Annotated in this window: 21 protein-coding genes and 1 pseudogene; 14 read left to right on the top strand and 8 right to left on the bottom strand. The window is 63.0% G+C overall.

What is annotated here, in order from left to right:
* Positions 1–9: 9 nt before the first annotated feature.
* Genes trbK-alt through EAH76_RS21850 form a run of 6 tightly spaced genes read left to right on the top strand, consistent with a single transcriptional unit; the run spans position 10 to position 4,824 of the window.
* Positions 10–381 carry a putative entry exclusion protein TrbK-alt gene (gene trbK-alt, locus EAH76_RS21875; RefSeq protein ID WP_140852384.1) on the top strand — a complete coding sequence of 124 codons (372 nt, stop codon included), beginning with the start codon at positions 10–12 and terminating at the stop codon, positions 379–381.
* Position 382: 1 nt separating this feature from the next.
* A complete protein-coding gene (trbL, locus tag EAH76_RS21870; protein WP_140852383.1) occupies positions 383–1,654 on the top strand; it encodes a P-type conjugative transfer protein TrbL in 1,272 nt (423 codons plus the stop codon).
* A gap of 5 nt (positions 1,655–1,659) precedes the next feature.
* Positions 1,660–2,343, top strand: coding sequence for a conjugal transfer protein TrbF (gene trbF, locus EAH76_RS21865; RefSeq protein WP_140852382.1), 684 nt, complete (start codon positions 1,660–1,662; stop codon positions 2,341–2,343).
* The gene (trbG, locus tag EAH76_RS21860; RefSeq protein WP_140852381.1) at positions 2,340–3,356 is read left to right on the top strand and encodes a P-type conjugative transfer protein TrbG; all 1,017 of its coding nucleotides are present in this window, start codon (positions 2,340–2,342) and stop codon (positions 3,354–3,356) included. Before trbF ends, trbG begins: the two co-directional genes overlap by 4 nt.
* Entirely contained in the window at positions 3,353–4,594 is a 1,242-nt protein-coding gene (locus EAH76_RS21855; RefSeq protein ID WP_140852380.1) for a TrbI/VirB10 family protein, read from the top strand. The genes trbG and EAH76_RS21855 overlap by 4 nt, the downstream gene beginning before the upstream one ends.
* A complete protein-coding gene (locus tag EAH76_RS21850; RefSeq protein WP_140852379.1) occupies positions 4,594–4,824 on the top strand; it encodes a DUF2274 domain-containing protein in 231 nt (76 codons plus the stop codon). Before EAH76_RS21855 ends, EAH76_RS21850 begins: the two co-directional genes overlap by 1 nt.
* A 183-nt stretch (positions 4,825–5,007) precedes the next feature.
* Here the strand turns inward: EAH76_RS21850 and EAH76_RS21845 are convergent, their stop codons facing one another.
* Positions 5,008–5,916 carry a LysR family transcriptional regulator gene (locus EAH76_RS21845; protein ID WP_140852378.1) on the bottom strand — a complete coding sequence of 303 codons (909 nt, stop codon included), beginning with the start codon at positions 5,914–5,916 and terminating at the stop codon, positions 5,008–5,010.
* 393 nt (positions 5,917–6,309) lie between these two features.
* Between EAH76_RS21845 and EAH76_RS21840 the strand changes: the two genes are divergently transcribed.
* The 7 genes and pseudogenes from EAH76_RS21840 to EAH76_RS21810 form a co-directional block, all read left to right on the top strand.
* The gene (locus EAH76_RS21840; protein ID WP_140852377.1) at positions 6,310–7,074 is read left to right on the top strand and encodes a helix-turn-helix transcriptional regulator; all 765 of its coding nucleotides are present in this window, start codon (positions 6,310–6,312) and stop codon (positions 7,072–7,074) included.
* Between the two features lie 95 nt (positions 7,075–7,169).
* On the top strand, positions 7,170–7,832 hold the full coding sequence (locus tag EAH76_RS21835) for a GntR family transcriptional regulator (protein WP_140852376.1): 663 nt from the start codon (positions 7,170–7,172) through the stop codon (positions 7,830–7,832).
* A 92-nt stretch (positions 7,833–7,924) separates the two neighbouring features.
* Entirely contained in the window at positions 7,925–8,845 is a 921-nt protein-coding gene (locus tag EAH76_RS21830) for a nucleotidyltransferase and HEPN domain-containing protein (protein ID WP_140852375.1), read from the top strand.
* 302 nt (positions 8,846–9,147) lie between these two features.
* Positions 9,148–9,681, top strand: a complete 534-nt coding sequence (locus EAH76_RS21825) for a sigma-70 family RNA polymerase sigma factor (protein WP_241659842.1) — start codon at positions 9,148–9,150, stop codon at positions 9,679–9,681.
* A gap of 11 nt (positions 9,682–9,692) precedes the next feature.
* Entirely contained in the window at positions 9,693–10,694 is a 1,002-nt protein-coding gene (locus tag EAH76_RS21820) for a FecR family protein (protein WP_161989121.1), read from the top strand.
* 88 nt (positions 10,695–10,782) lie between these two features.
* Positions 10,783–13,380 carry a TonB-dependent receptor plug domain-containing protein gene (locus EAH76_RS21815; protein WP_140852372.1) on the top strand — a complete coding sequence of 866 codons (2,598 nt, stop codon included), beginning with the start codon at positions 10,783–10,785 and terminating at the stop codon, positions 13,378–13,380.
* A pseudogene (locus EAH76_RS21810) lies at positions 13,377–15,389 on the top strand (Atxe2 family lasso peptide isopeptidase); the annotation flags it as partial. The gene EAH76_RS21815 and the pseudogene EAH76_RS21810, both read left to right, overlap by 4 nt.
* 106 nt (positions 15,390–15,495) lie before the next feature.
* Here EAH76_RS21810 and EAH76_RS24670 read toward each other — a convergent pair.
* The 6 genes from EAH76_RS24670 to EAH76_RS21785 form a co-directional block, all read right to left on the bottom strand.
* Entirely contained in the window at positions 15,496–17,247 is a 1,752-nt protein-coding gene (locus EAH76_RS24670; protein WP_140852370.1) for an asparagine synthase-related protein, read from the bottom strand.
* Positions 17,247–17,684, bottom strand: coding sequence for a lasso peptide biosynthesis B2 protein (locus EAH76_RS21800; protein WP_161989119.1), 438 nt, complete (start codon positions 17,682–17,684; stop codon positions 17,247–17,249). The genes EAH76_RS24670 and EAH76_RS21800 overlap by 1 nt, the downstream gene beginning before the upstream one ends.
* 265 nt (positions 17,685–17,949) lie before the next feature.
* On the bottom strand, positions 17,950–18,090 hold the full coding sequence (locus EAH76_RS24055; RefSeq protein WP_161989118.1) for a hypothetical protein: 141 nt from the start codon (positions 18,088–18,090) through the stop codon (positions 17,950–17,952).
* 713 nt (positions 18,091–18,803) lie between these two features.
* Positions 18,804–19,382 carry a histidine phosphatase family protein gene (locus EAH76_RS21795; RefSeq protein ID WP_140852368.1) on the bottom strand — a complete coding sequence of 193 codons (579 nt, stop codon included), beginning with the start codon at positions 19,380–19,382 and terminating at the stop codon, positions 18,804–18,806.
* Positions 19,382–21,244: an alkaline phosphatase family protein gene (locus tag EAH76_RS21790; protein ID WP_140852367.1), complete on the bottom strand. Its 1,863-nt coding sequence runs from the start codon at positions 21,242–21,244 to the stop codon at positions 19,382–19,384. Before EAH76_RS21790 ends, EAH76_RS21795 begins: the two co-directional genes overlap by 1 nt.
* A gap of 112 nt (positions 21,245–21,356) precedes the next feature.
* A complete protein-coding gene (locus EAH76_RS21785) occupies positions 21,357–21,620 on the bottom strand; it encodes a hypothetical protein (RefSeq protein WP_140852366.1) in 264 nt (87 codons plus the stop codon).
* Between the two features lie 118 nt (positions 21,621–21,738).
* On the opposite strand from EAH76_RS21785, the gene EAH76_RS21780 reads away from it, so the two are divergent.
* The gene (locus EAH76_RS21780; protein WP_140852365.1) at positions 21,739–22,845 is read left to right on the top strand and encodes a serine hydrolase; all 1,107 of its coding nucleotides are present in this window, start codon (positions 21,739–21,741) and stop codon (positions 22,843–22,845) included.
* A gap of 865 nt (positions 22,846–23,710) precedes the next feature.
* On the opposite strand, the gene lgt is transcribed toward EAH76_RS21780, so the two are convergent.
* Positions 23,711–24,544 (bottom strand): prolipoprotein diacylglyceryl transferase, encoded by an 834-nt coding sequence (gene lgt, locus EAH76_RS21775; RefSeq protein WP_140852364.1) that lies wholly within the window; start codon positions 24,542–24,544, stop codon positions 23,711–23,713.
* Between the last annotated feature and the right edge of the window lie 1,060 nt (positions 24,545–25,604).

The following is a 25,604-nucleotide window of genomic DNA, read 5'->3' as shown; positions in this document are numbered from 1 at the left end:
GAGCGGGTCGTGGAGACCAGAACCGTCGTCCGCATCGGCGCCATCGGCTTTGCCGCCACCGTCGTCACCGTCTCCATGGTCGACGCGTACACCGCATCGCCCGGCCGGCGCTCGGACGATGTGACCCAGATCACACCCCCACCCGCGGACGATCCGCTCCGGGCAGAGCTGCTTCGGTGTCAGGCGATCGGTCAGGCGGGCGCAACCGATGCCGCCTGTCTCGGCGCATGGGCGGCCAATCGCCGGCGCTTTTTCCTGCAATCCGGTGCGGCCGGGGCTGGCCATCCTCGCGGGAAGTCGGCCGTGTCGACGGTCTCGTCGGCCCAGGTCATGCCGCCAGCCGGCGCTTTTGCCAAAGCGCTGACGAGTGGAGGGCACTGACGTGGAAGGCACTGGCGTCATCGACCGCTTCCTCGAGGTCTTCACCAGCTACATCGATTCCGGCTTCGGGCTGTTGCATGGCGAGGTCGCTTTCATCGCGACCACGCTGATCGTCATCGACGTGACACTGGCGGCGCTTTTCTGGTCGTGGGGAGAGGGGGACGACATCCTCGCACGACTGGTCAAGAAGACGCTGTTCGTCGGGGTCTTCGCCTATATCATCGGCAATTGGAACGCGCTGGCCAAGATCGTCTTCAACAGCTTCGCCGGGCTCGGCCTCAAGGCGTCGGGTACCAGTTTCACCGCTGCCGAGTTGCTCCAACCGGGTCGTGTCGCGCAAGTCGGACTTGATGCCGGTCGGCCGATCCTCAACTCGATCTCGGGTCTGATGGGCTATGTCAGCTTCTTCGAGAATTTCATTCAGATCGCGGTGCTGCTGTTCGCCTGGATCGTGGTCATTCTCGCGTTTTTCGTGCTGTCGATCCAGCTCTTCATCACGCTGATCGAGTTCAAGCTTACCACATTGTGCGGCTTCGTGCTGATCCCGTTCGGCCTGTTCGGCAAGACGGCGTTCATGGCGGAGCGCGTGCTCGGCAACGTCATATCGTCCGGCGTGAAGGTGTTGGTCCTCGCGGTGATCGTCGGCATCGGCTCGACGCTGTTCAGCCAGTTCACCACGCCGCTGACTGCCCAGCCGACGATCGAGGATGCGATGACCATCGTGCTGGCCTCACTTGCCTTGCTCGGTCTGGGCATTTTCGGTCCGGGCATCGCCAGCGGTATCGTCTCGGGCGGACCGCAGCTTGGGGCCGGTGCGGCGGCCGGCACCGCGCTTGCGGCCGGAGGCGTCGTCGCTGGCGGCGTTGCGGCGGCCGGCCTCGCGGCGCGCGCCGCAACCGGCGCAGCCGGCGCTTTGGCCGGCGGGGCGGCGCGCGCCGCCGCTGGCGCGTCGAGCGCTTATCAGGCGGGCGCCGCCGGCAAAGCGGGCGCAGCCGGTGTCGCGGGCGGGCTGGGCGGTGTCGGCCGTGCGGCGGTCGCTAGCGCGACGTCTCCGCTGCGGCGTGCGGCGGCGGCTGCTCAAACCGCTTCGCAGCCTGCGGCTGCAGGTGCTGCCGGCGCCGGTGGCGGCACCGATGCATCGCCGCCCGCATGGGCCACCGCGATGAAGCGCCGTCAGACCGTGAGCCATGGCGCAACCGTCGGCGCTCACACGCTGCGCGCCGGAGACGGCGGCGGCGCGGGCGCCGGTGTCGATGTCAGTCAGGAGGATTGAGCCACATGTTTCGACGATCAAGCGTTCGCTACGGGACGACGCCAGAGCCGGAGACGCCCTATCAGCGCGCAGCCCAAGTCTGGGACGATCGGATCGGATCGGCGCGTGTGCAGGCGCGCAACTGGCGTCTGGCCTTTTTCGGCACGCTCACTTTGGCCGGAGGGCTGGTGGCCGGTATCGTGTGGCAGGGTGCGCGCGGCACAGTAACGCCGTGGGTCATCCAGATCGACAAGCTCGGCGAAGCGCAAGCGGTTGGTCCCGCCGATGCTGGTTATCAGCCGACCGATCCGCAGATCGCCTTCCACCTTGCACGCTTCATCGAGGAGGTGAGGGGGATCGCCGCCGATCCGGTGGTGGTGCGGCAAAACTGGCTGCGTGCCTATGATTTCACCACCGACAAGGGTGCGCTCGCGCTCACCGACTATGCGCGGACCAATGACCCTTTCGCCAATATCGGCAAGGAGCAGGTCGCGGTCGACGTCTCGAGCGTGATCCGCGCGTCGGCAAGCAGCTTTCGCGTGTCCTGGACCGAGCGCCATTATCTCGACGGCAGCCTGTCGGCCACCGAGCGCTGGTCCGCGATCCTGACGGTCGTCGTCCAGACCCCGACGACCCCGGATGCGCTGCGCAAAAACCCGCTCGGGGTGTTCATCACCGCCATCAACTGGTCGAAGGAACTGGCACAATGAATGGCATCTCCTTTGGTGCGTCAAAGATGATCTCGCTTTTGGCCGGCACTGCGGCACTCGCGGGGTGCGCGACCCCTTCGATCAAGCCGCCTGCGATCCGCTACGATGATGCGGTGCCCGCGGTGAAGGCGGTGGAGCCACCGGCGAAGGTCGAGGTCGTGGCCATTCCGACGCCACTCCCGCTGCCGGGCCAGCTCAAACCTCTGTTTGCTCCCGGTGGCCAATCCGATGTCTCCGATCCGAAGATCCGAGTCGGTGCGGCCAACGCGGCCGCGCGCATTCAGCCTGTCCGCGACGGCTTCCTCAACGCGATCCAGCAATACCCGTGGAGCGACGGCGCTCTCTACCAGCTCTACACGTCGCCGGGGCAAGTCACCGACATCGCCCTCGAGGAAGGCGAGCAGCTCGTCGGCGCCGGACCCGTTGCCGCGGGCGACACGGTCCGGTGGATCATCGGTGACACGCTCAGCGGCACGGGTGCCGCGCAGCGTGTCCATATTCTGGTGAAACCGACCCGCCCTGACCTCGTGACCAACCTCGTGATCAATACCGATCGCCGCACTTATCATCTCGAGCTGCGCGCGACACCGGCGACCTATATGGCCTCCATCTCCTGGACCTATCCGCAGGATCGGCTGATCGCGCTTCGCGGACAATCGGCTCTCGCCACAGCGGCGGCGCCGATCGCCAGCGGCGTGGATCTGGCCACGCTTAACTTCCGATACGCTATCGAGGGCGATAGCCCGCCCTGGCGCCCGTTGCGGGCGTTCGACGATGGTCGCCAGGTGTTCATCGAATTCCCCAGCGGCATAGCCCAAGGCGAGTTGCCGCCCCTGTTCGTGGTAGGAGCGAGCGGGCAGGGCGAACTCGTCAACTACCGGGCGCAGGGTCGCTATCTCGTCGTAGATCGCCTGTTCGCGGCGGCCGAGCTCCGGCTAGGCGACAAAAAATCCGAAGCCCGCGTACGGATCGTGCGCGCCGACGGCACGAAGGCCGGAAAGGATCGGCGATGACCGACACCGAGGCGCGCGAACCCCACGTGGCACCGCCGGCGCCCGATCTGCGATTGCGCCCCGATCCGCCACGGGTCATGCGGCTGTCGCGCAAAGCGCTCGGCGCTCTTGGGCTGGGCGGCGGCATCACTCTGGGCGCGGCGCTGCTTTATGGCCTGCAGTCCGGCCACAGAACGGCGCCCGCCGAGCTTCTGAACACGGAAAGTCGGACGACCGCCGACACCGTTGCGACAGCGCCGAAAGACTATGGTCAGACGCCGAAGCTCGGACCGCCATTGCCCGGAGATCTCGGTCGGCCAATCGTGTCGGCACAGCAGCGCGGTGTCGACGTACAACCCCCGGCGATGGGATCATCATCACAGCGCGGGCCCGATCCCGCCGCCAATGCGGCGCAGGCGGCGCGGCAGCGCGCAGCTCAGGAGCGCGATGCGGCCCGAACGAGCAAGCTCTTCCAAGGCTCGGCCGCCGCGAGCGCGGGTAGTGGCGAGGCTTCGGCTTCGGCTGCTGGTCCTGCGACCGTCGCCAATGCGAAAACGGGAGGCGGCGAGGCCGCTGCTGCCGCGCCCGCGCAATCAGAAGATTCTCTGCAGAATGGACAGACGAGCAAGCGGGCTTTTCTGAAGGCGGATGTGGATCGGCGCACTGAGACGACGGATCGGCTGGGCGCGCCGACAACTCCCTATGTCGTACAGGCCGGCAGTATCATCGCCGCTGCTCTAATTACGGGGATCCGGTCCGATTTGCCTGGACAGATCACGGCGCAGGTTACCGAGAATGTATACGATAGTCCGACCGGTCGCTTCCTGCTGATTCCGCAGGGGGCAAAACTGATCGGAGAGTATGATTCGCAGGTATCATTTGGGCAGAACCGCGTCCTGCTCGCCTGGGATCGATTGATCCTGCCGAGCGGGCAATCCCTAACGCTGGACCGGCAGCCGGGGGCAGATCCCGCCGGGTTCGCTGGTTTGCAGGACGGGATCAACAATCATTGGGGCGGCATGGCCAAGGCTGCGGTGCTCTCGACCGTGCTCGGCGCCGAGGCGGGAAGCAGCAACGACGACGATCTGGTCAGGGCTTTGCGGCGCGGAACCTCCGACACCATCAATCAAAGCGGGCAGCAACTCGTCCGCAGGCAGCTGAATGTCCAGCCGACTCTGACCGTGCGGCCCGGCTATCCGGTTCGCGTCATCGTGACGCGCGATCTAATTCTCGCGCCGACTCAGATGGGAGGGCGATAATGGCGACGCTGAAACTCGGGCCGCTGGTCGAGGATCGCCCGGTCAAGATCACGATCGAACTACCGGCAGCGGTGCATCGCGATCTGCTTGCTTACGCGGTGGCGCACGCCGCGGAGACCGGACAGCCTCAAGCCCGACCAGAAAAGCTGATCGCGCCGATGCTCACACGGTTCATGGCGACCGATCGCGGCTTTGCCAAAGCGCGGCGTCGATCGGAGGGTGATCAATAGGCGCCGACGCGCTGACGGCATCCGCTCCCGGTAAGCTACGCCCCAGGCCAGCCGGAAAGCGGGAAAGGCTGCCATGTCTCCCCCCGGGCATGGCGGCCTTTCGAAGTGTCATCCAGAATCCGTCAATTCTTGTTTGGCGTTGCCGCACGCCCTGCAACCCATGCGTCACATGATGGTCTTTGATTAAATCGCGGGGGCAATGCGCGCATAACGGTGTGCCAGCAGTTCGAAAAAGCGCCGGAGCGCAGGATTGCCGTTGCCAACCTTCCAGTAAACACCCTGCTCAAGGCAGGTGTGGCCGGACGCGTCGTGTATTTCGCGGCAGACCGAGCCATCCGTTTGGTCGGCAGGGAGGATCACACCGGCAGTGATGGCGATGCGTGCGCCGCCAATCAGCGACGGAAGATTTTCGCGCCCGACATCTTGGATGAGCACCGTGGGGTGATATCCCGGCACCGAGAGCCGGGCCATCACCATGGCGCGCAGGTCGGGCCCGGGATCGGAGGCAGTCACGAGGAAAATCGCTTCCCTGAGGTCGGTCCAGTAAAGTCGTTCACGCACAGCCAGCGCGTGATCTGCCGGGAGAGAGATCGTAACCGGCTCGCTCCAGAAGCATAAAGATCGCAGGGACGGCAGCAGCGTTTGTCCTGCGAGTACTGCCGCGTCGAGCGCTCCGTCCTGCAGCGCCGCGACCAATGTGTGCCGGCCGCGTTGCGATGCCTGGATTTCAATATCAGGGCATGCCGCGCGAAAAGCATGTATCGCAGCCGATAAATCTCCGCCGACGAGCGACCCATGGAAACCGATTTTAAGCGTCCCCGTTTCTCCGCTGGATAACGCGCGGGCCTCACCGGCGAGGGTGTCGATGTCCTCGAGAATTCGGCGCGCGCGCGATAAAACGTGTGCGCCGGACTCGGTCGGTGCGACTCCTCGCGTCGATCGCCGGAAGAGCGGTAGGCCGAGTCCGTTCTCTAGAAACTGGATCCGCTTGCTCAGTGTCGATTGTTTTACACCGAACCGAGTGGCGGCTCGGCTGAAGCTGCCAGTATCGGCAGCGGCAACCGCGTACCGAAGAAGGTCCACATTTATCATTGGAGTCTTCCGGCTCGATCAGTGCCGCAAGCGCGCCTGGCGGCAGTTACAATCCGGTAGAAATATCCGTGTTTGCCTGGAACCATTCCGAGTCTCCCCGAAAATTCGCACTGCCTATCATTCACATATTCGACGGCTTTGTAGCCACCGTAGACGCGGGATAGACGACGGCGGAATCTTCCGGTCACAGAAAGTCGATCCAAATCAGTGATTAAACATACGAAATCATTGAAGTGGCGTGTCCTTTATCGCTATGCTGGCAACTGGATCCCGCCGTTGGCGGACCATCCCATCAACAAGTCGGTGATTCAGCCCGATGGGCGAGCCACCGCGGGTAGGGAAGGCGGTCGATGAGGTTGCTACGCGCGGCCTGCGGCCGGATATCGGGCTCGCATGGAATTGCTCGAACGGATAGGCGATTTCTACGGTGAAATTGACCGTATCGATACGCTCGATAGGCTGCTCGCAGCGCTGACGTCGATCTGTAAGGGTGCCGGAATACCCTTTCTCTCGGTCACGCATCATGTCGATTTCAGTCGCTCTCAGCCTGGAGCGCTACACCTTCATAATTACCCGGCGCGTTTCGCAGCGTTCCATGATGGCAATGGGCTGGGCACGCGCGACCCGGTTCATCGCATGAGCCAATCCCGCTACACGGGCTTTATGTGGTCGACGCAACCGTCGCTGTTACCAAGAACGCGCGCCGACCAGGAGCTGTTTGACCGGGCAGAGGATGCCGGTATCGGAGATGGCTACACGGTTCCGGTGCATATGGCAGGCGAACCGAGTGGCTCGTGCTCCTTCGCGGTGGCGCCGGGCATCACGTTCCCGAAATCTTTCATCCCGTTGGCACAGGGGCTTGGCATCTTCGCGTTCGACGCAGCGCGGCGGCTCATCGGAGCGTGCGGACGACGCCAATTTCATTGCCAGCTCACACCAAGGGAGCGCGAAATCGTCCTTCTGCTCGGACAGGGATATCAGGAAAAGCAGATCGCGCGCCTGCTGCGCATCACTCCGGTGACGGTGAACGATCATCTGAAACATGCCCGCGAGCGGTGCGGTGTCCATAAGAGCTTTTTGCTGGTGGTTTGCGCACTCGCGTCTGGCGTCATCAACGCTTCCGAATTAAACGCTGGCCATCCCGTGTCCACGGGATAGCCCGTCTCGCCGCATCGCCTACATCCTGCGTTTGGATAGCGGGAGGACAGGGCTATGCCACCGAGCTGCAGTGTTGGCGAAAGGCTTCAGCGCTTTTGCTTTTTCATTACGAAAGCTGCGGGCGATCCGGCCGCCCGCAGGCCGGTGACGGGGTGATGAATCCCGCGCCAGTGTTCGATCGTGTCTACGCCTCGATCCGCGATCGCATCGCAGCGGGCCAGTGGCGTCCGGGTCAGCGGATAGAATTGGCGGCGCTATGCGACCTGCTGGACGCAAGTCCATCGCCTGTGCGCGACGCCTTGCATCGACTACGCGGCGAACGATTATTGATGGACGGCGATGGCGACGGCTTTTGCATGCCGTCGCTAACCGAAGCCGACCTGATCGATCGCTATGACTGGGTTCAGCAGTTGCTGCTCGCTGGTTTGCAGGGCGCTGGCCGGATGGGACCGGTGGGGGAAAGCATCGAGCCGGTCGAGGCAACCGGCGTACTCTTCGAAGCGATCGTTGATGCAGCGCGAAACGTTGAGTGTCGGGAGGCAATGGGAAGCATGAATTTGCGCCTTCATCCCGTGCGGCGGGCGGAACTCAGCATCCTTGACGGGGTCGAGGAGGAGGTTGCTGACTTACGTCGCGCGGTGCTGGCGGACGACCGATCAGCGCTGCGCCGGCGCCTTGCTCGATATAGGCGTCGACGCATGCGAACGGCCTCGGCGATTGTGTACAAAGTGCACAAGCTCGATCGACGAACGGATTGAGGCGGAAAAGTGCGGCTTGCCCAGTGACTTCGTGCCGCCGCCGCGCCGCGCCAGTGGCAATCTCCATTCGTGCCGACTAAAGTCCACATTCCATGCGAACCGACCTCGATCATCTCCCGGCGAACAAGCGCGAGGAACTCGACCGCGTCGTGGCGAGCGTGTTCGAGGATTTTCGCGCGGCGACGGCGGAAGCGACCGGCAAGCGCAAGAGCGGGCGTATCCTCAAAATCATCCTGTTCGGATCGTATGCGCGCGACGACTGGGTCGATGCGCCAATGGCGGCAAACCGCTACAAATCCGATTTCGACCTGTTGATCATCGTCAACCAGAAGGACCTGACCGACCGTGCGACCTATTGGTCGGCGGCGGAGGAGCGGTTGATCCGTGAGCACCTTATCGAAAAGACGCTTGGCACGCCGGTCAACTTCATCGTGCACTCGCTGCAACAGGTGAATGACGGCCTCGCGCACGGTCGCACCTTCTTCCTCGAGATCGCGCGCGACGGCATTGCGCTGTACGAAAGCGATGACCGCGAACTGCACCAGCCGCGCCCCAAGACGCCGACCGAAGCGCTGGCGGCGGCGCGGGAGTATTTCGAGGACTGCTTTTCAAGTTCTATGAGTTTTTTTCGTGGCTTTCGTCATGCGATTGACGATGGTGACGCCAAAAAAGCGGCGTTCGACCTTCATCAGGCGACCGAGCGGCTCTACAACTGCCTCTTGCTAACGCTGACCTTTTACACGCCCTACAACCACAATCTCGCTTTCCTGCGCACGCAGGCGGAACGGCTCGATCGCCGGCTGTTCGAAGTCTGGCCGCGCGATATGCGGAAGGATCGCGCGATGTTCGAGAAGCTGAAGGACGCCTATGTGAAGGCGCGGTATTCGAAGCACTACAGCATCTCGGACGAGGAACTGACGTGGCTCAGCGCGCGGGTCGAGGCGCTCGGCGTTGTGGTCCATGCGATCTGCACAGCCCATATCGACGAGCTGGCGCGCCTCGCAAGGCACTGAAAAGCCGGTCTTGCCGAGCGCCGTTCGATCCGTCATGATTGTGATGCAGCGCGGGAATGGCTGGCAGCCGCGCTGTAGGATATTCCTGCCTGGCATTAACACGCCCGAACCAATCGGCCGGGCGGTCCCACGGTCAGCAGTGGCGCTCGCGCCGCTCCTTTGGACCGAGACACACCGCGCATTCCCCTGTTTGCCCAATGCGGCAAGCGGGTTCGCCGCCTGCGAGGCGCGTCGATGGCGCATGTGGAGCGAGGGCGCGCGCCCGGGGTTCGCGCAAGGCGTATCTGTCAAAGGCCGGGCTGGTGAGCGCGGCCCCGAGACCTTGGGAGGGCGCCCCTTGCGGCGGGGAGGATCTCGATCGCCTGTATCGCACCGAAGCGCCGCGGCTGGCGCGCTACTTTCGGGGCAGAGTACGGGGAAGCGACGACGTCGCGGATCTCGTCCAGGAGAGCTTCGTCCGTTTCGCGGCGTCGACCACGGATGTCCCGCGGGAGCGACCGGCGGCGTTTCTCCAGCGGATCGCGCGCAACCTGCTGATCGATCGGTCGCGGCGTGTTGCGAACCGCGCGACGCATGTCCCGGCGGACGAGCATCCCGACCTTGTCACGGCCCCCACTCAACTGCTCGGCCTGGAAGCCGCTGACGTGCGGCGAATCTACGAGGATACGCTGGCGCGGTTGCCCCCGCGGACCCGCACCGCGTTCCTCCTGCACCGCCAACGCGGCCTGACATACGCGCAAATCGCGGTCGAACTCGGCATCAGCGTGCCGGGTGTTCAATATCATATCGTCAGGGCGCTCTCCCAGGTGGCTCGAGCGTTGGCCGAGGCCCAATGAGGACCGATTGCATGCCCGACGATGCGCTGTCCGATGAAGCCGCGTTGTGGTTCGCGCGAATGCGTGGCCCCGACGCCGAAACCGAGCGACCCGCCTTCGAGGCATGGCTGACGGAGCGCGCGGCGCACCGCGAAGCCTATAACTGGATCGCGGAGGTGTTCAGTCTGGGAAGACTGGTTGAGATCGAGCCTGACCCGCTACCAACGGTACAACCTGTGCCAAGTCGGCTGCTGCAGGCAGCTTTGGTCGCCGCGCTCGTGCTGCTCATGGGCGTGGGTGGCTGGGCAGTGCTCATGCATCGGCCGGACAGTGCTGTCTCGATGGCATCACAGCCGGTCATGTCCGGGCGTGGGCTTATCATCACGAAAGTCGGCCAAATACGCGCGGTGCGGCTTGCAGATGGGTCGCGGATAACGCTCGATACCGACAGCGCAGTGTCCTTTACCTATCGACGCGATATCCGTCGACTGGAGCTGGTGCGCGGGCGCGCCCGGTTCGATGTGGCTCATGAAGGTAGGCCTTTCGTCGTTGCCGCTGGCCGTGGAACGGTCACTGCACACGGCACCGTCTTCGACGTGGGCCTCGCCCCGGGCGGCGCCGTCACGGTCCGCCTGCTTCGCGGCAGTGTCGATGTCGCGTTACCGGTGAGCGGCATCGTTCGATCGTCAGCCTCTGCGACGACACGCCGGCTCACCCCTGGCCAGCAGGTCGCGTTTAGCACGTCGATCCTGCCACCCGCGCAGGCTGTCGTCACACCCGATGATCGCTGGCCCGAGGGCGTCCTGGACTGCGACGGGATGGCGCTGGCCGATCTCGTCGCGCGCGCCAATCGCTACACGCGCACCCAGATCGTCCTCGCCGATCCTGATCTCGGCAGGCTCAAGGTGTCGGGCGCATTCCGGATCGATGCCCCCCAGCTACTCGCCGAACGCGTGGCGACGGTCTTTGGCCTTCACGCGGATGCTGAAGGTGACGCCCGGATCGTGCTCGAACGCGGATCGCCAGCTGAATAAAGTTGCAGATGCCCCCATAAACTGAGGATCCGATGCGTCGTCTCCTTTCGAACCCGGTCGTGCTGACCGGGAACGGGGGGAGAAATTCATGTCCTGTTTCAACAGACGCTGCAGCACCACCCTGGCCATTGCGACCGCACTGTTGCTGACCGCCGCGCCAGCGATCGCAGCGGACCCTGTCCATGAATATCATATCCGCGCTCAGGCTTTGGGGCCGGCGCTTCGGGAAGCCGGTCGCGTCGTTGGGCGCGACGTGATGTTTCCCGCCGACGCGGTCGCCGGCAGGATGTCGCCAGCGCTAGACGGGACCTTCGATACGGCGACGGCGATGCAGTGGCTGCTTTCCGGTACTGACCTCCAAGCGGTCGAGGAGGCCGGTGCGATCCTGATTCGGGGGCGATCGGACGCGGGCGGCGCGCCAATATCGTCGGACCCGCCGTCCACGAAGGATATCATCGTTACTGGCTCGCGGATCCGGGGCGGACAGCGCACCTCGCCCGTCACCGTTGTGACCGAGCGACGCGCGCGCGATGCGGGCCAGAGTTCGCTCGGCGAGGTCGTCCGGGCGCTCCCGCAATCGTTCGGCGGCGGTCAGAATCCGGGAGTGGCCGGCGGCGGCGTGCAAGGCGGCGACAATGAGAATGTCAGTTCGGCTTCGACGATCAATCTGCGCGGGCTGGGGTCGGATGCGACATTGACGCTGATCAATGGTCACCGAATCGCGTATAACGGTGCCAATCAGTCGGTGGACGTCTCGCAAATCCCGCTCGGCGCGCTCGATCGAATCGAGGTCGTCGCCGATGGCGCGTCTGCGGTGTACGGGTCGGACGCGGTCGGCGGGGTCGCCAATATTATCCTGAAGCCGGACTATGACGGACTGACCGGCAGTGCTCAATTCGGCGGATCGACCGACGGCGGCAATGTGCAGCAGCGTTACGACCTTGTCGGGGGGGCGCGCTGGTCAGGGGGCGGCTTCATGCTGGCCGGGGAGGTCGGCCACGTCAGCAGTGTCTATGCCGATGAGCGCTCGTACACGCGCAGCCTTGACCGCACGACGACGCTGATGCCCTCGATCAGCCAGCAAAATGTCGTGTTGACCGCGCATCAGGATTTTGGCGCCGGTGTGCGGGCAAGTATCGATGCCAATTACAGCCACCGGACCTCGCGCACGCAGTTTCCGAGCACGACTGTTGGCGCGTATGATGTGAACGGATCGCTTAGTCGCCCGCACGACAGCGCGTTCTCGATCTCGCCGCGGATCGAGGTGGACGTCGCGCATCGCTGGAACCTGTACCTGACGGGGACCTATAGTGAAGACCGTGTTCGCGGTGAATCCGACGCGTTCTCGGGTGGACAACGCTACCTCGCGGCGACCTTCGGCTATGCCAACACGCTCGGCAGCGTTGAACTCGGCGCCGAAGGGCCGCTGCTGCGCCTACCGGCTGGCGACGTGCGCCTGGCGATCGGCGGCGGGTATCGCAGCAACGGCCTGACGACCCGGCTCGGTTCGCTCGCCAACGGGGTAGAAACCCTGTCGACCAACAGCCACGCGACCCGCGACAGTCGCTATGGCTTTGCCGAACTTTCGATCCCGGTCGTGTCGCCGGACCTCGACGTTCCCGGCATCCACCGCCTGACGCTCAACGGCGCGATCCGGTATGAGGATTACGCGTCGATCGCGCGGCTGGCGACGCCCAAGCTCGGGTTCGTCTACGCGCCGTCGGACGATCTCGACATAAAGGCATCGTGGGGCCGCAGCTTCAAGTCGCCGACCTTGTACCAGCAATTCCAAGCGCAGACAGCGCTTCTGCTCGGCGCGCAGATCTTTGCCAACGGCCCGTATCCAGCAAGTGCGACGACACTGTTGCTGACCGGTGGCCGACCGATCCTTGCGCCGGAACATGCAACGACCTGGTCCGGCACGCTCGACCTGCATCCGCGGGCTCTGCCGGGCGCCGACCTGCAGATCACATACTTTCACATAGCCTATCGCGACCGCATCATTGAGCCGTTCGTCTCGCTTGCAGGTATCCTGGGTAATTCGACGTACGCGAGCCTCATCAGCTATGCGCCGACGCCTGCCCAATTGCAGGCGATCATCACCGCGACGCCTGGTGGGCTGCGCAATTATACGAGCGGGACGTACGATCCAGCGCAGGTCGTCGCGATCGTCGATGACCGGGTGCGCAACGCCGAGGCGCAGACGCTGAAGGGCGTGGATATTGCAGGATCCTATCGCTTCGACTTGCGCGACGGCCAAAAGCTGATCGCGACCGGGCTCGCAAGCTATCTGGAATCCAACCAGACGCTGCTCGCGGGCCAGCCGTCGACCCGTCTCGCTGGCGCGATCTTTCGACCGCCGCATTGGCGCGCCCGCACCGGGCTCAGCTGGGAGACATCGCGGATGACGCTCTCCGGCTTCACCAACTATGTCGGGCCGGTGCGCGATACGCGGTACACTCCAGCACCTTTGGTGAACGACATGACCACGCTGGATCTGACGGTGCGCTATCATATCGGCGGCCAAGCAAAATCGGGTCTTGATGTTACGGTGTCGGCGCTGAATGTGTTCAACGCAAAGCCGGCGATCATCCGGAACACCGGCGCCTACGAGCCGACCTATGATTCCACGAACTATTCGGTCGTCGGTCGTTTCCTCAGCCTGACGCTCTCGAAGACGCTGTGACACGCCGCTTGCTCGGCTCGGTGGCGGCACTTGTCGCGTTGATCTGGAGCGCTTCCGCTAGCGCGGTGGCGCCGGATTGCCGCGACCTGGTGCCACCGGCAGTCTTGGAACATGCGAAACGCGACATTACCGCAAGCGATCTCGTTGTGCTGCGTGATATCGGGCAGGCGGCGCCCGAAGAGGCGGAAAGCCCGATCGCGGTGTCGCCCGATGGCAATTTGATCGCCTTCCAGCTCCGCCGCGCGGTCCCCGCCGCCAATGCCTATTGCCTCGGCATGTTCGTGGTCCGTGTGAATGCGGCAGGGGGCGTGACGATGGTCGACCAAGGCGGCTCGTTCATGCTTGATCGGCTGCCGATGGCAGGGCGGCGGACTGCGTCCCTGTCGAGCGGGTATCCGGCTGCGATAAGACCGAAATGGTCGCCAGATGGTCTGTGGATTGCGTATCTTCGGCGCGACGATGACGTGACCCAACTCTGGCGCGCGAAGGTGGACGGCTCGCTTACTGAGCGAGTGTCGCACGCGATCTCGGATGTGACGTATTTCGCTTGGTCCGGCGATGGCCGCGCTTTCGTATATGCGACCCACCCCGGCATCGCCCAAGCGCGAGCAAGTCTTGCCAAGGAAGCGCTTTCGGGGTTCCATTATGACGAACGTTTCTATCCGAGCGCTAGTCCGCTTCCGCTCGCGCTCGATCAGGGGCCGCTAGCGATCGACGTTGCCGATCTAGCGACCGGTCGCGTGCGCGGCGCGACCGCTGCGGAACGGCAGCTGATCACTCCGGATCGGCACGGTGATGACCCTCCGGGTGCGGAACTGACAGCGCAAAGCAGCGATGGCCAGATGGCGTGGACAGCACCGCGATCCTCGCTGCCCGTCGCCAAGCATCTCTGGGTCAGGAATTCCGCCGGGCAAACGGTGCGGTGTGCGTCCATCCTGTGCACCGGGAGGCTGACCAATGTCTGGTGGACGCAGAGCGGCGGCGCGTTGCTCTATGCGCGTCGTGAAGGCTGGGCGTTGGCACAGACGGGAGTGTATCGTTGGGAGCCGGGACAGCCGCCGCGGCAGCTGATGCTCACCGATGATGTCCTGGTCGGATGTGAAATTGCTGGTAACGCGCTTGCCTGCGCGATCGAGGGATCGACAACGCCGCGGCATATCGAGCGGATCGACGCGATGACGGGCCAGCGGACGATGCTCTTCGACCCCAACCCGGAATTCGCTCGCTTGCGGCTAGGGGCAATCGAGCGTCTCCACTGGCGCAACAGGCTTGGCTTCGAGACACTTGGGGATTTGGTCCTGCCACCCGACTATCGTCGCGGCACCCGTCTGCCGCTGATCGTTGTGCAATATTCGACCCGCGGTTTCCTGCGCGGCGGTACGGGCCATGACTATCCGATTCAGCTCTTCGCAGCGCGCGGTTATGCCGTGCTCAGTTTTCAGCGGCCCAAGGACTATGGCGAGCTGACCGGCACGCAGGATATCAAGACATTCTTCCGCGCCGATATGCGCGATTTCGCCGACCGCTGGAGCGTGCTGTCGTCGCTCGAGCGCGGTGTTCAACTGTTGGTCGATCGCGGCGTCGTCGATCCGCGCCGGGTCGGCCTGACTGGGCTGAGCGACGGGGCGGTGACGGTGCAGTTCGCGCTGCTGCACAGTCACATGTTCGCGGCTGCGGCTGCCTCGTCCTGCTGTCTCGATCGCGACGCGATGGTCTGGCCCACTAGGGCGATGGCCGACCTCTATCGCTCCGCAGGATATCCTTCGCTCCGCAGTCCGGCGCCTGGCTTTGCCAAGGGCTATTTCGTCTCGGCCTCCGCGGGGCATCTCGACACGCCGCTGCTGATCCAGGCGTCCGATCACGAATATCTGGCGGGGCTCTACGCGGTGACGGCGCTGCGCGAGGCGCGGAAGCCGGTCGATCTCTATGTCTATCCGGACGAATATCATCTCAAGTGGCAACCCGCTCACCGGCTTGCGACTTATCAGCGCGGTCTTCAGTGGTTCGATTTCTGGTTGCGTGATCGGGAGGATCCAAACCCAATTGATACGGAGCAATATGAGCGGTGGTCGGCGTGGAAGGCGCAGCGTGGCATGTCGCCGACAAGGCTCACAATCAGGACGCACGTGACCAGTGTCGAACCCAGGCTTCGGCATCCGCAAGTTCGAGCAGTCGCAGGAAGTGATCACCGGAAGGTGGCGCGGGCTCGCGCAAGACGTTCTCGATCGCTGATCGATCGAGGATTCCGTTGGCGGCAAGCTCCCCGTCGAGGAGATGCGCGCGCAGCCGATCCCGATCGCGGGCGATGATCTCGTAACAAAAGGCCTCCGGTCCCGCTTTTGAGCGACGGTCAACGACCATCGCGGGCAAGAGACCTGCAAAGGCGTCGCGGGCGACGGCACGATCGCGTCCGCCGGCGGACCAGAGCCAGGTTGGGATAGACAGGCACAATTCCATAATCGGTTGCGAAAGGAGCGGCGCGATGATCGGAATGGCGCTGCCGCGGGCAAAACAATCTCGCTCGGCCTGGACCCGCATCAGCATCGCAATATGCGCTGCCTTGCCGGGCAGGGCCCCTGTAGGCGCTGCGAGCCAAGGATGGGTGAGGTCGCTTGACCGCGGCAGGCAGGCCGGATCCAGAAATAGCGCATGACGTTGCCAGCGATAGCGTGGCGGGCGCATCCAGGCGCGCTGTACCGCCCACCAGAGCGCGGTCGTGATACTGCAGCCGGTTTGCATGCAGACGCTGTCGAGGGTTTCGCGAAGCGCGGGTGTCAGGCCTTGCGCCTTGAGCTGATCGGCGAGCGGGGTCGGCGACTGAAGGAAGCAGAAGACATTGTCGCCACCCAAGCCGGTGAAGAAGGCGTCCTCACTGCGCAACGCCGCAGCTCGGCGCCGGGCCGCCTCGAAGGCTTGGCCGATGACGCGACCGGTCGGGCGCGGAAGATCGGGCAGGGAAGGGAGAGCAATATCGACGTCGCCCGCCTCATAAAAGCTTTCGGTCAGTTCGAGGCCGGTAGCGTTGGCGACACTGCGTGCATAACGCCGCTCATCGCCCGATGGACTTCGAGTCGCCATAGTAAGGGCGGCGGCGCGATCCGAGCGTTCGGCAAGTCCCGCGGCGATGATCGAGGAATCAAGGCCGCCGGAAAGGTTAAGCAGGACGTTGCGAAACGGGACTGCCCAGGCGGCGACGCTGTGTAGGACGGTTTCACGGAGCGCTCCGGCCAGATCCGAGCGGGCAGTTCCGGACGGCGGATTGACGTGCTCCCATGGTGACCAAGCTATCTGGGGAAGAGCGTCATAATCCGACGCGAGCAGATTGAAACCAGCGCCGAGTTCGTCAATCTGGTCGAGGGCGGTGCGTGACGTCGGCAGGTTTGCTGACGCCAGCCGCCAAGCGACCCCGGTCCAGTCGATCTCGGTGTGGCCAATCTCCGCGGCACGCCACGTCGCCATGTCGGAGAACAAAAAGGTCGCATGCGGTGTCCGCTGATAATAGCAGGGAAGTCCGCCGCTTGGGTCGCGCAGGACAGATATCGCCCGATCTCCTGCCCTTTTTGCGAATGCGATATATCCGCCCCAGTAGTGGTTCAGCAGACACTTAAAATCGGCGGTTGCCATGGCTTGGCTCGTGAGGCTGTCGACCACGGTGCGGACGCGGTAATCTTCGCGTCCGAACAACCAGCCGACGACCGCGCAACCGTCTTGATCCGTCGTGACGACGCCATCGATATGCTCTACAAGCAGGGTTAGGGCGTCCTCGTCGACCGCAACCGCGAAGCCGGTCTTCTTCCTCAGTCCTTGGGCAAAAGTGGTTGATGCACGACCGGCGTGAGGTACCACGGCCAGGAAACGCGTCGCCATCACGCAACCAGGATGGGTTGAAAGGCGCGAACATGGTCAAGATCGTCGTTCAGCACCACGTTGCCCTGCTGGACCCATGCATGCGCCGCAAAGGGGTCCATTCTCACGCCGATGACCAGGTCGACGGCGTGCCGCTCATGCCGCAATCGTTTGGCCAAACCGATCGACAGCGGAAGGCATCGGTCATGCGCAGAAAGGAGTCGGTGCGATGCGAGATGCGCGGCTAGGATCGCGGGAAGGGGTTCGTTCTTACGGCCTTTGACCGGTCCATGTGTGCCTGCCCCCTGGCGAACACGCTCGATAGATTTGCTCAGCGAGCGGAATTTCAGCTCGATCAAAGCTCGGGCATTGCTGAACAGCGCTTCGGCTACCGACCGCGCAGGGGGTTGAGGAAGGGCGGAGTCGATCGCTGATGCGGTGATCGCTTCGACTTTCACCGGTAGGAAACGTTCTGAGCGTAGCACCTGCGTAGTACCGAATTCCGATGACGATGTGTCCAATTCGGCTGCTCGGCGGAGGATTGCCAACGCCGCAGACTCTTTGCGAGGCTCGAGGCAGAAGTATCGGTCGTGCGGAAGGTCGAGAAAGACGACGTGATTGGATACGACGCACGCCGCCATAGTCGCCGATTGGAAGCAAAGCATGCGGTATGTCCCTGAGAACAAGGAGGTGCGGGTCTGAATCCGCACCTCCCCGATAGGTTCAGTCTGCACTGATACCGAACGCCGGGCGCACGAGATTCTCGGCGTCGGGAATCGCGCCGACGATACTGCCGCGCGTGGCAGCCTTGGCCTTCCCGAGCACGTTGACGGGGGGGCATGCCTTGGTGGTGTCTTTGCTCATGGTACGTCTCTCTCTTGTGTCGCACCTATTTGCGACCTGTCGAGTCGTACTTTTGCTCATGCTTATAAGCGAACTTATAAGAAATATTGGTGGAGGCATTGGAAGCCTTACGCAAATCTATTGTCTTAGGAACATATTAAGCTACGTCGCTTCCGGCTTCTTCAGCCGATGATCTACGCGAGATCGTAGATTTTTTCGATCTCATGGTTTTCCGGTTTCGGTGCCGAACTACATCCAGCAAGCGTAGTCATTGCGTGAACGGGCGCTCCAGCCGCCCATCTCACTATCATCCCCGGGCATCCCGAAGACGACGCTGCCTCTATCCGCCATAGAAGCATGCCCGCGCGTATATGCGCGATTGGGGTACCGGCCGCCGGCCCGGAAACAGCGACACCGCCATAGCTGGCCTCCGGTTCCGCATCGCTCCACCTCGACCCCCGAATGGCGCGGAGGTCACAATGCATTAACTATCTGACCAGACCACTTGGTGGGGGGTACTCACAGTGTCGCGAGCCCAGCGCTGCGCAGTGCCCCGAGCAGTGATCGCCCTTTGGTAGCCGGTGAGGAGAGTATCCCGCATATGTTAATGGTGGAGGCGCACACTCCGCGCAGCGCCGCAAAGATCGCGCATACCGCCGATGCGATCATGACCGACAGGCTCACCTAGCTGACCTGCAAGAATCAAAGCGTGTCGTGCCTCGGGCCGCACTCCGTCACGTTCGGTTCCAGGTTTGGACGATCGGCTCATTGAGATCGTGTTCGTAGCCAAGCGTACTAATACTGGCTGTATCGAGCATGAAGAGAGCCCCGTTGCGCGCGGGCAGGCTCAGCCAGCGCGCAGTAAGGACGCGCAAGATATGCGAACTCGAAAAGATCAGCACGCTGTCGTGCAGATCGCGTATCCGATCGACCACTCGGTCAGCCCGCGCCGCCACGGCGTCGGGCGTCTCTCCTTGGGGGCATCCGTCGCGAAACAGGCGCCAGTCTGGATTTTCGGCAAGAATTTCCTTGGTCGTCATACCTTCGTAGGCACCGTAGTCCCATTCGGCGAGGTCGTAGTCAGGGATAGCGTCGCGGCCAAACCCGGCAAGTCGTGCAGTCTGGAGGGCGCGCTGGGAAGGGCTCGACCATATCTCTGCAAAGTGAAGCCCCGATAGATTTCTGCCAAGCCCCTCGGCCGCGCGTTGACCGATCTCGGTGAGCGGAATGTCGCTGCGACCGGTATGTTTCCCCGACAAGCTCCAGGCGGTTTCGCCATGTCGAACGAGATGGATGCGTGGCAGCGCGGTCATTAGCGTGTCGCCTTTCTTTGAGCAGAGGGTAGCGCGACGCTTGGAAGCCCGAGCGTGCGCCCCGCAAAGCCCGCAGTATCGTAATAGCGTAAGGTGCCGGTGGTCTGGTACTGCAGCACAGTCCGCAGTCCGTTGGCTGCCGGTGCCGAAGCCCGACGGTGCCGCCGATAGACTGGTATCGGACGGTTGGAGATCGCTTCCTCGAGGACACGGCCTAGCAGGTGCCCACGAGGCGCGACCGAAAGTTTGAGGAGTCGCATCATTGTTTGGCCTAGGTCAGCATTGCTGACCGGTGCCGGATCGATGAAGCTATGCTTGAAGTCGGGACCAATGGCAGCAGTGAAATTAAGCGTATCGCCGCGACCGAAGCTGCCATGCATGCCCTGACCCTGTTGGAGCGTAGTGTCGGCGATCTCGACCATGCAATTGGTCGCCGTCGCGCAATCCGACGCTTGGGTCCGAAAATTGACAACGATCGCTGGCGTCGGTGTCGCAGCACGTCCTTTCAGGCCAATGCTTGACAGCGGTAGCGTTCCTGGGATGGGCCCGAGCGTATCATCGACGAAGATCCCGCTGACATAGTCCTGGTCGAGCAGAGCGGCTACAACGCTTCGCGCAAGCACCTGCTCATGGCCCGGCAGATAGATCAGGTCCGACCCACCGTTCGCGGCAACGACCAGCTCCGGAACAGCGGCATCCGTGCCCAGAAGCGCATTGCCTCGGCTCGGATGCGCCCCATGCGGGATCGGCGCATTATGTGCTTCGGGATCGAACATCGGCATATGGAGCGACGCGGCAAGATCGAGCGCGAGGAACCCTGGGGGTAGAAAGCCCGCCGGCACGTCGGCATAACGTCCGGTCGCAGCCGAGCTCGTGGCGCTTTGCTTGGAGATCGTCGAAAATCCGTGGTCCGACGTGACGATGATATCGGTCGTCGCAGTCAACCCGAGTGTCTCAAGCGCGGCGCGTAGGCGCCCAAGGTCATTGTCGGCGTTGCGGATGGCGCGGAAGGTCGAAGGACCGTTGATGCCGGGCGACAGTCGATTGAGACTGTCGCCCTGGTTATGCTGCGTTCCGTCAGGGTCACGCGACCAGAACACCATTGCGAATGGGCGGCCCCGCGCCTTGAGCGCGGGAAGCACGACCTTGGTGGCTGCATCAATGAAGAAGTCCTGCTGGGCGAGATTGGCGACCGTGGTGCCGGGCGTGGTCGCACTGCCCGTGTTTCCATTCGCACCGCGACTTGGAGCGGCGACAGGTAATCCGAAGGTGCGGAGCGACGTCTGGATCGCGTTGCTGAGGGGAATGCCGGCAGGGCCGCCTGTCGAATCGTCGATCACGATCGTCGAATCGCCGCTGCGGGCCAGATGGTCCTGGATCAGGGCCGGACCGAGCTTGCCAATGGCAGCGGTCCCGTAACCCGCGTGACGGGCGGCGGCCAGCACCGTTGTCTCCTCGAGATAATCACCCCTGAATTGCTGATCTACCTCACCAAGGACGGTGTCGTTTTCAAGAAACGGCGTAACGCTTCCAGCAGCTGCTGCGACGGGGCTTCCCGTGTAGATCGTGTTACTGAAATCGCCCGTATCGCCTAGCTGATGTCCGGTCGCGAGCGCGGACGCGTTCGCCGTGGTGAAGGTTGGAAACAGCGAGTGGCTGTTCGGAAAGTAGCTGCCGGAATCGCGCAGCTTTGCCAGTTCAGGGGCGGTTTTCGTATCGACGATGCGTCCGCGCAGGCCATCAACGACGACAAGGATGACGTTGTGCGGTGCGGCTGCCCGTGGCGGGGCGGTCTCGCGTGCGTCGGCTGGGACGGTTGCGATTAAGGCAATCGATGCGAGGACGTGGCCGATCAGGCGCATGGTCGGTCTCCGAAGAGCAGGGAAAGTGAGGGCGCTCACGCGGGCGCTACTATAACGGCACCGGCACCGATGAGATAGATGTTGGCCGGTAATCCCCCGTCTCGATCGTTATTCATATCCACCATGCCGAGGTCGGCGAAACGCCCGGTTCCAGCCCTTTTGCTGGATAGTCGACATAGTCCGTAGCCGGATGCTGACCCCAATCAACCTCACTAGCGCCGTGCCGAAGATCGTCGCGAATATGCTCAGGAACCGACGTCGATGTTCCGCATGCCGCGTCCTTCGCGCGTTGCAGTCGTCGGACGTCGGCGTAGCCGCTGAGCGCCTCGATCGCACCGCGCTCGCCGCTGTCCGAAATCTTAGTCGATATGATCAACCGGGCGCACGATATGGACCATACGGCCAGTGCGGCATTAGACGGGACGGGCTGATCGTGGCGCACTGGCGCCCATTGCAACGGCTAGCTTAAGACCCGGCGATCGTTCGAGGTTGAAATGTTGCGTACTTTTCTGAAAAATCGAGCAGCGCTGTTGCTGCTCGGTGTAGCCGCTTGCATAGCCGGGTGCGTTCCTGCTGGATCACCGCAACGCGTGCCTGCGCCGGTAACACCCGCTGTGCCCATGCCCTCGCAAGTATCCGTTGCAACGCCCCGCGCCTTGCCGGGCAAGCGCCGCGACCAACCGCCAGCCGACCTGCTCAATGCTGTGCAAGCGCTCGGCTCGGGATTTCCGGGGCAGGTCGGGATCGCCGTTCGCGACGTAACGGAAGGATGGATCGTTGGCTATAATGCCGACCGCTTGTTGCCCCAGCAGAGTGTGAGCAAGCTCTGGGTGGCGATCGCAGTGATGGACGCGGTTGATCGGAGCACGCTGAAGTTATCGGACATCGTCACCGTCCGCCGATCGGACCTGACCGTCTTCCACCAACCCATCCGTCCCCTGGTAGGAATAGACGGATACAGGACCACGATTGCCGCCTTGCTCCAGGGCGCGATGACACGCAGCGACAACACCTGCAACGACGTGCTGCTTTGGAAAATCGGGGGGCCGCCCGCAATCCGGCGCATGTTGATGCAAAAGGGGATCGCCGGAGTCGGTTTTGGTCCTGGCGAGCGGCTTCTCCAGGCAAAGACCGCAGGTCTCGACTGGAAGCCCGAATGGGCCGGCGGCTGGGGCTTCCTACAAGCACGCTCGAAAATGAGTGTCGAAGCCCGCAGCAGGGCTCTCAACAGATATCTTGCCGCTCCCTATGACGGCGCGTCCGCCAACGGCGTTACCCTCGGGCTTGCCCGGCTCCAGCGCGGTGAGGTACTCAGCAACAGCTCGACTTTGCATCTCCTGACGTTGATGGCAGCCAGCAAGACCGGTCCGCTTCGGCTGAAGTCAGGGCTACGTTCCGGGTGGACCTTTGCGCACAAGACGGGAACGGGACAGGATCTCGGAACGCTGTCGACCGGGTATAATGACGTTGGACTGCTGAAGTCGCCGGATGGGCATAGCTATGCGGTCGCGGTTATGATCGCCAGCACGCGTCGCCCGATCCCTGCGAGAATGCAATTCATGGGCAATGTGACGCGCGCGTTGATCCGGGCATTGGAATAGGCCGGGCTGGTGTTGCGGCCGAAGGACAGCGCTAGCCGGACAGTTCGCGCTGCGCCTTCTCCAATTCCTCGGCGTAGCGCCTTCGAACGTAGCTTTTCGGACACGATGCCCAGCATTTGGTGAGCAGTCGACACTACCGCGAGCGATCAGGTAATGATGACTCCCGATCAACGTATTGGAGGCCGCGTCGATCAGATACGGCTGTACCCCGAACCCATGGGACATCAGCGCCTCGGCAAGGGCGCCTGCAGCAACCGGCGCGATGGCCGTAAACGCGGATTGCTATCTAAAGCGCATTAGAAGGCCCGCGCGATCGGCGCCTCGAACGCAGCTGCCAACCAACGTCCGCTGGTCTGATCGACGAAGTTTCAGGCAGCTTCCAGGCACCGACGCGGCAGCACCGCTCATCTGGGCATATGATGCTTTAGGCCCAGCCGAGGCTTCGAACCCGTTGGAGAGGACCGTCTGGCCAGAAATAACCAGGCTACCGCGTACCGACATGCGACCCCATGCAACGCATTTGCCTCGACCGCATCGATCAGGCGCCGCTTGCGCGCTTGGGATGCTAAGCTCAATCCTATCAGGATCAGGCCACCGATTGGAAGTACGACCAGGCTTGCGAGGCCCAACTGGCCTATGTCCAAGAGCCTAGTGTCCGGCGGGACGTCGAAGAGCGCATGCTGAAGCGTTCGCGCGCCCTCCGTGCCAATGATGACGCTGAGAAGGCCCCCACTCGCATCCACCACAATCGCGAGTCCGATCAAGGAACCCTCGCTTGCGCGCAGCCAGCCTCGGACGTCTCTTGCTCAAACACGCGAGCGCCTCGACGAAGAGCGCAACACAGAGGTGACAGTCCACTCTCAGCTCATGAGGCGGATGGCGCAGAGGCTAACGGCGGGGTGCGGCCGCGCGCGGTTGCGATCAAGTATAATCCACCAGCGATCATCGGGACGGTCAGCCACTGCCCCATATGCAGTCCGGTGCGCGAAGCGAACTGGACCAATTGGGCATCTGGCTCACGGAAAAACTCCACCGCAAATCGGGCAACGCCGTAACCGATGAGAAACGTGCCGACGAGCATTCCTGGACGGCGGCGCGCATCAGTGAACCAGAACAGAATTGCAAGGATCGCAAACAGCGCTAACCCTTCGAGGCCTGCTTCATAAAGCTGGCTGGGATGACGCGCAATCCCGTCACGGCTGCCGGGAAAGATTATCGCCCAAGGCACGTCGGACGGCTTGCCCCACAACTCGCCGTTGACGAAATTTGCCAGCCGACCAAAGAGCAGCCCTAGCGGCACCGTGCACGCCACATAATCGTGCACGCGCAGCCAGTTCAGACCATGCTTTCGCGCGAAAACGATCAGCGCGATAGAAACACCGGCAGCGCCCCCGTGGAACGACATACCGCCGTCCCACAGCTTGAAGATCTGCAAGGGACGGGTAAGCATCCCCGGGCCATAGAAAACGACGTATCCCAGGCGTCCCCCTGCGATGACGCCAATCGTCGCATAGAAGATGAGATTTTCCACTTGTGGCCGGATCATCGGGGCGGCGGGGCGAGCGATGAGACGCAGGAGATACCACCACCCGAGAACGATGCCTGCGATATATGCGATCGAGTACCAGCGAAGGTCGAGCGGGCCGAGTGACAGCGCGATTGGGTGAAGGCCGAGGTCGGCAAAGTGGATATGGTGCATCGAAACTCTCGGCAATCAGCGCAGTGATTATTAGCAGATCAACCGCTACCGATGTTCCGGATCGAAACCAAGCTGCGTTCCCACCCCAGCTTCGAACACTGGCGCTCAGGATCGGTCCGGTGCGGAACCAAGAAGGTGGCCGTCTAACGATTTGCCGTAATGACCACCGGCAACATGAAATTGCCGCTTTCCCGCTGCGACAGTTCCCGTTTGCCGCGGATCCCGTGGTAGCCCCCGACTATTAATGAAGGCGGCCGCATCCCAAGCCTGCTGATCAGGCAACGCGTAGCCCTGGCCCAGCGGCAGATTGGCCTTGATGAATCCGGCCGCCGCTTCGATCCCTGTCACCCCGGACCCCAATTGAACGATTGCGGTCCGGTCACTGGGGGAAGGCGCAGCTGCCATTCGCATTCTTCTGCCCTTCGCCGGTTTCACCGTAAGAGGCTGCAAAATTCTGCGCGAACACCTGAGCCCCGCGGACAGGATCGCGTCCGAACGATGTTGCCGGCAGCTTACATAGCCCCGGCCAGACATGGCCTTGCCCGTAGGAGCACCCATTGCGAGCCACGCGAAATAGGCCTGAAGGGTCACGGTAAATCTTTTCGGCGCGGGTGGTGGGCCGCCGCTTGGTGACGCAGGGGCGTTCATCGAATAATTCAAGCAGACGCGGATCCGGTCCTTCAATGTGTTGATCTATCTATTCTTGACACGTTAGACCGGACAGAACCCCTAGGCAGCCCACGTCGGCGCCGCATTGGCCTGCCTGCTTCGAGATGCCAGATGCTGCAGTTCGCAACATTGTCAACGAACCGCGCGGCGGATGTTCTGGTATGAACGAACACATGCTCGCCGCCGCGTATGGCACCGCCCTGAGGACCTGGGCGAGTCGAGGATTGAGGCGGCGGGGCAAACGGCCGTGGGACGCTTGATGCGTAGCTAGGTGGGGCGCATCATACCGCGGCTTCGTCACCCCCGCGATCAAATGCCTAGCTGCAAAACAGGACGATCAAAATACGCGTCTGCTCATGATCAGCGCGACCTGACCTCGTGCCAGCAAAAG

This window comes from Sphingomonas glacialis, assembly GCF_006439055.1.
GTDB classification, from domain to species: Bacteria; Pseudomonadota; Alphaproteobacteria; order Sphingomonadales; family Sphingomonadaceae; genus Sphingomonas; species Sphingomonas glacialis_A.
Note: the sequence above shows the minus strand (reverse complement) of the source record. Positions and strands in the feature narration are given on the sequence as shown.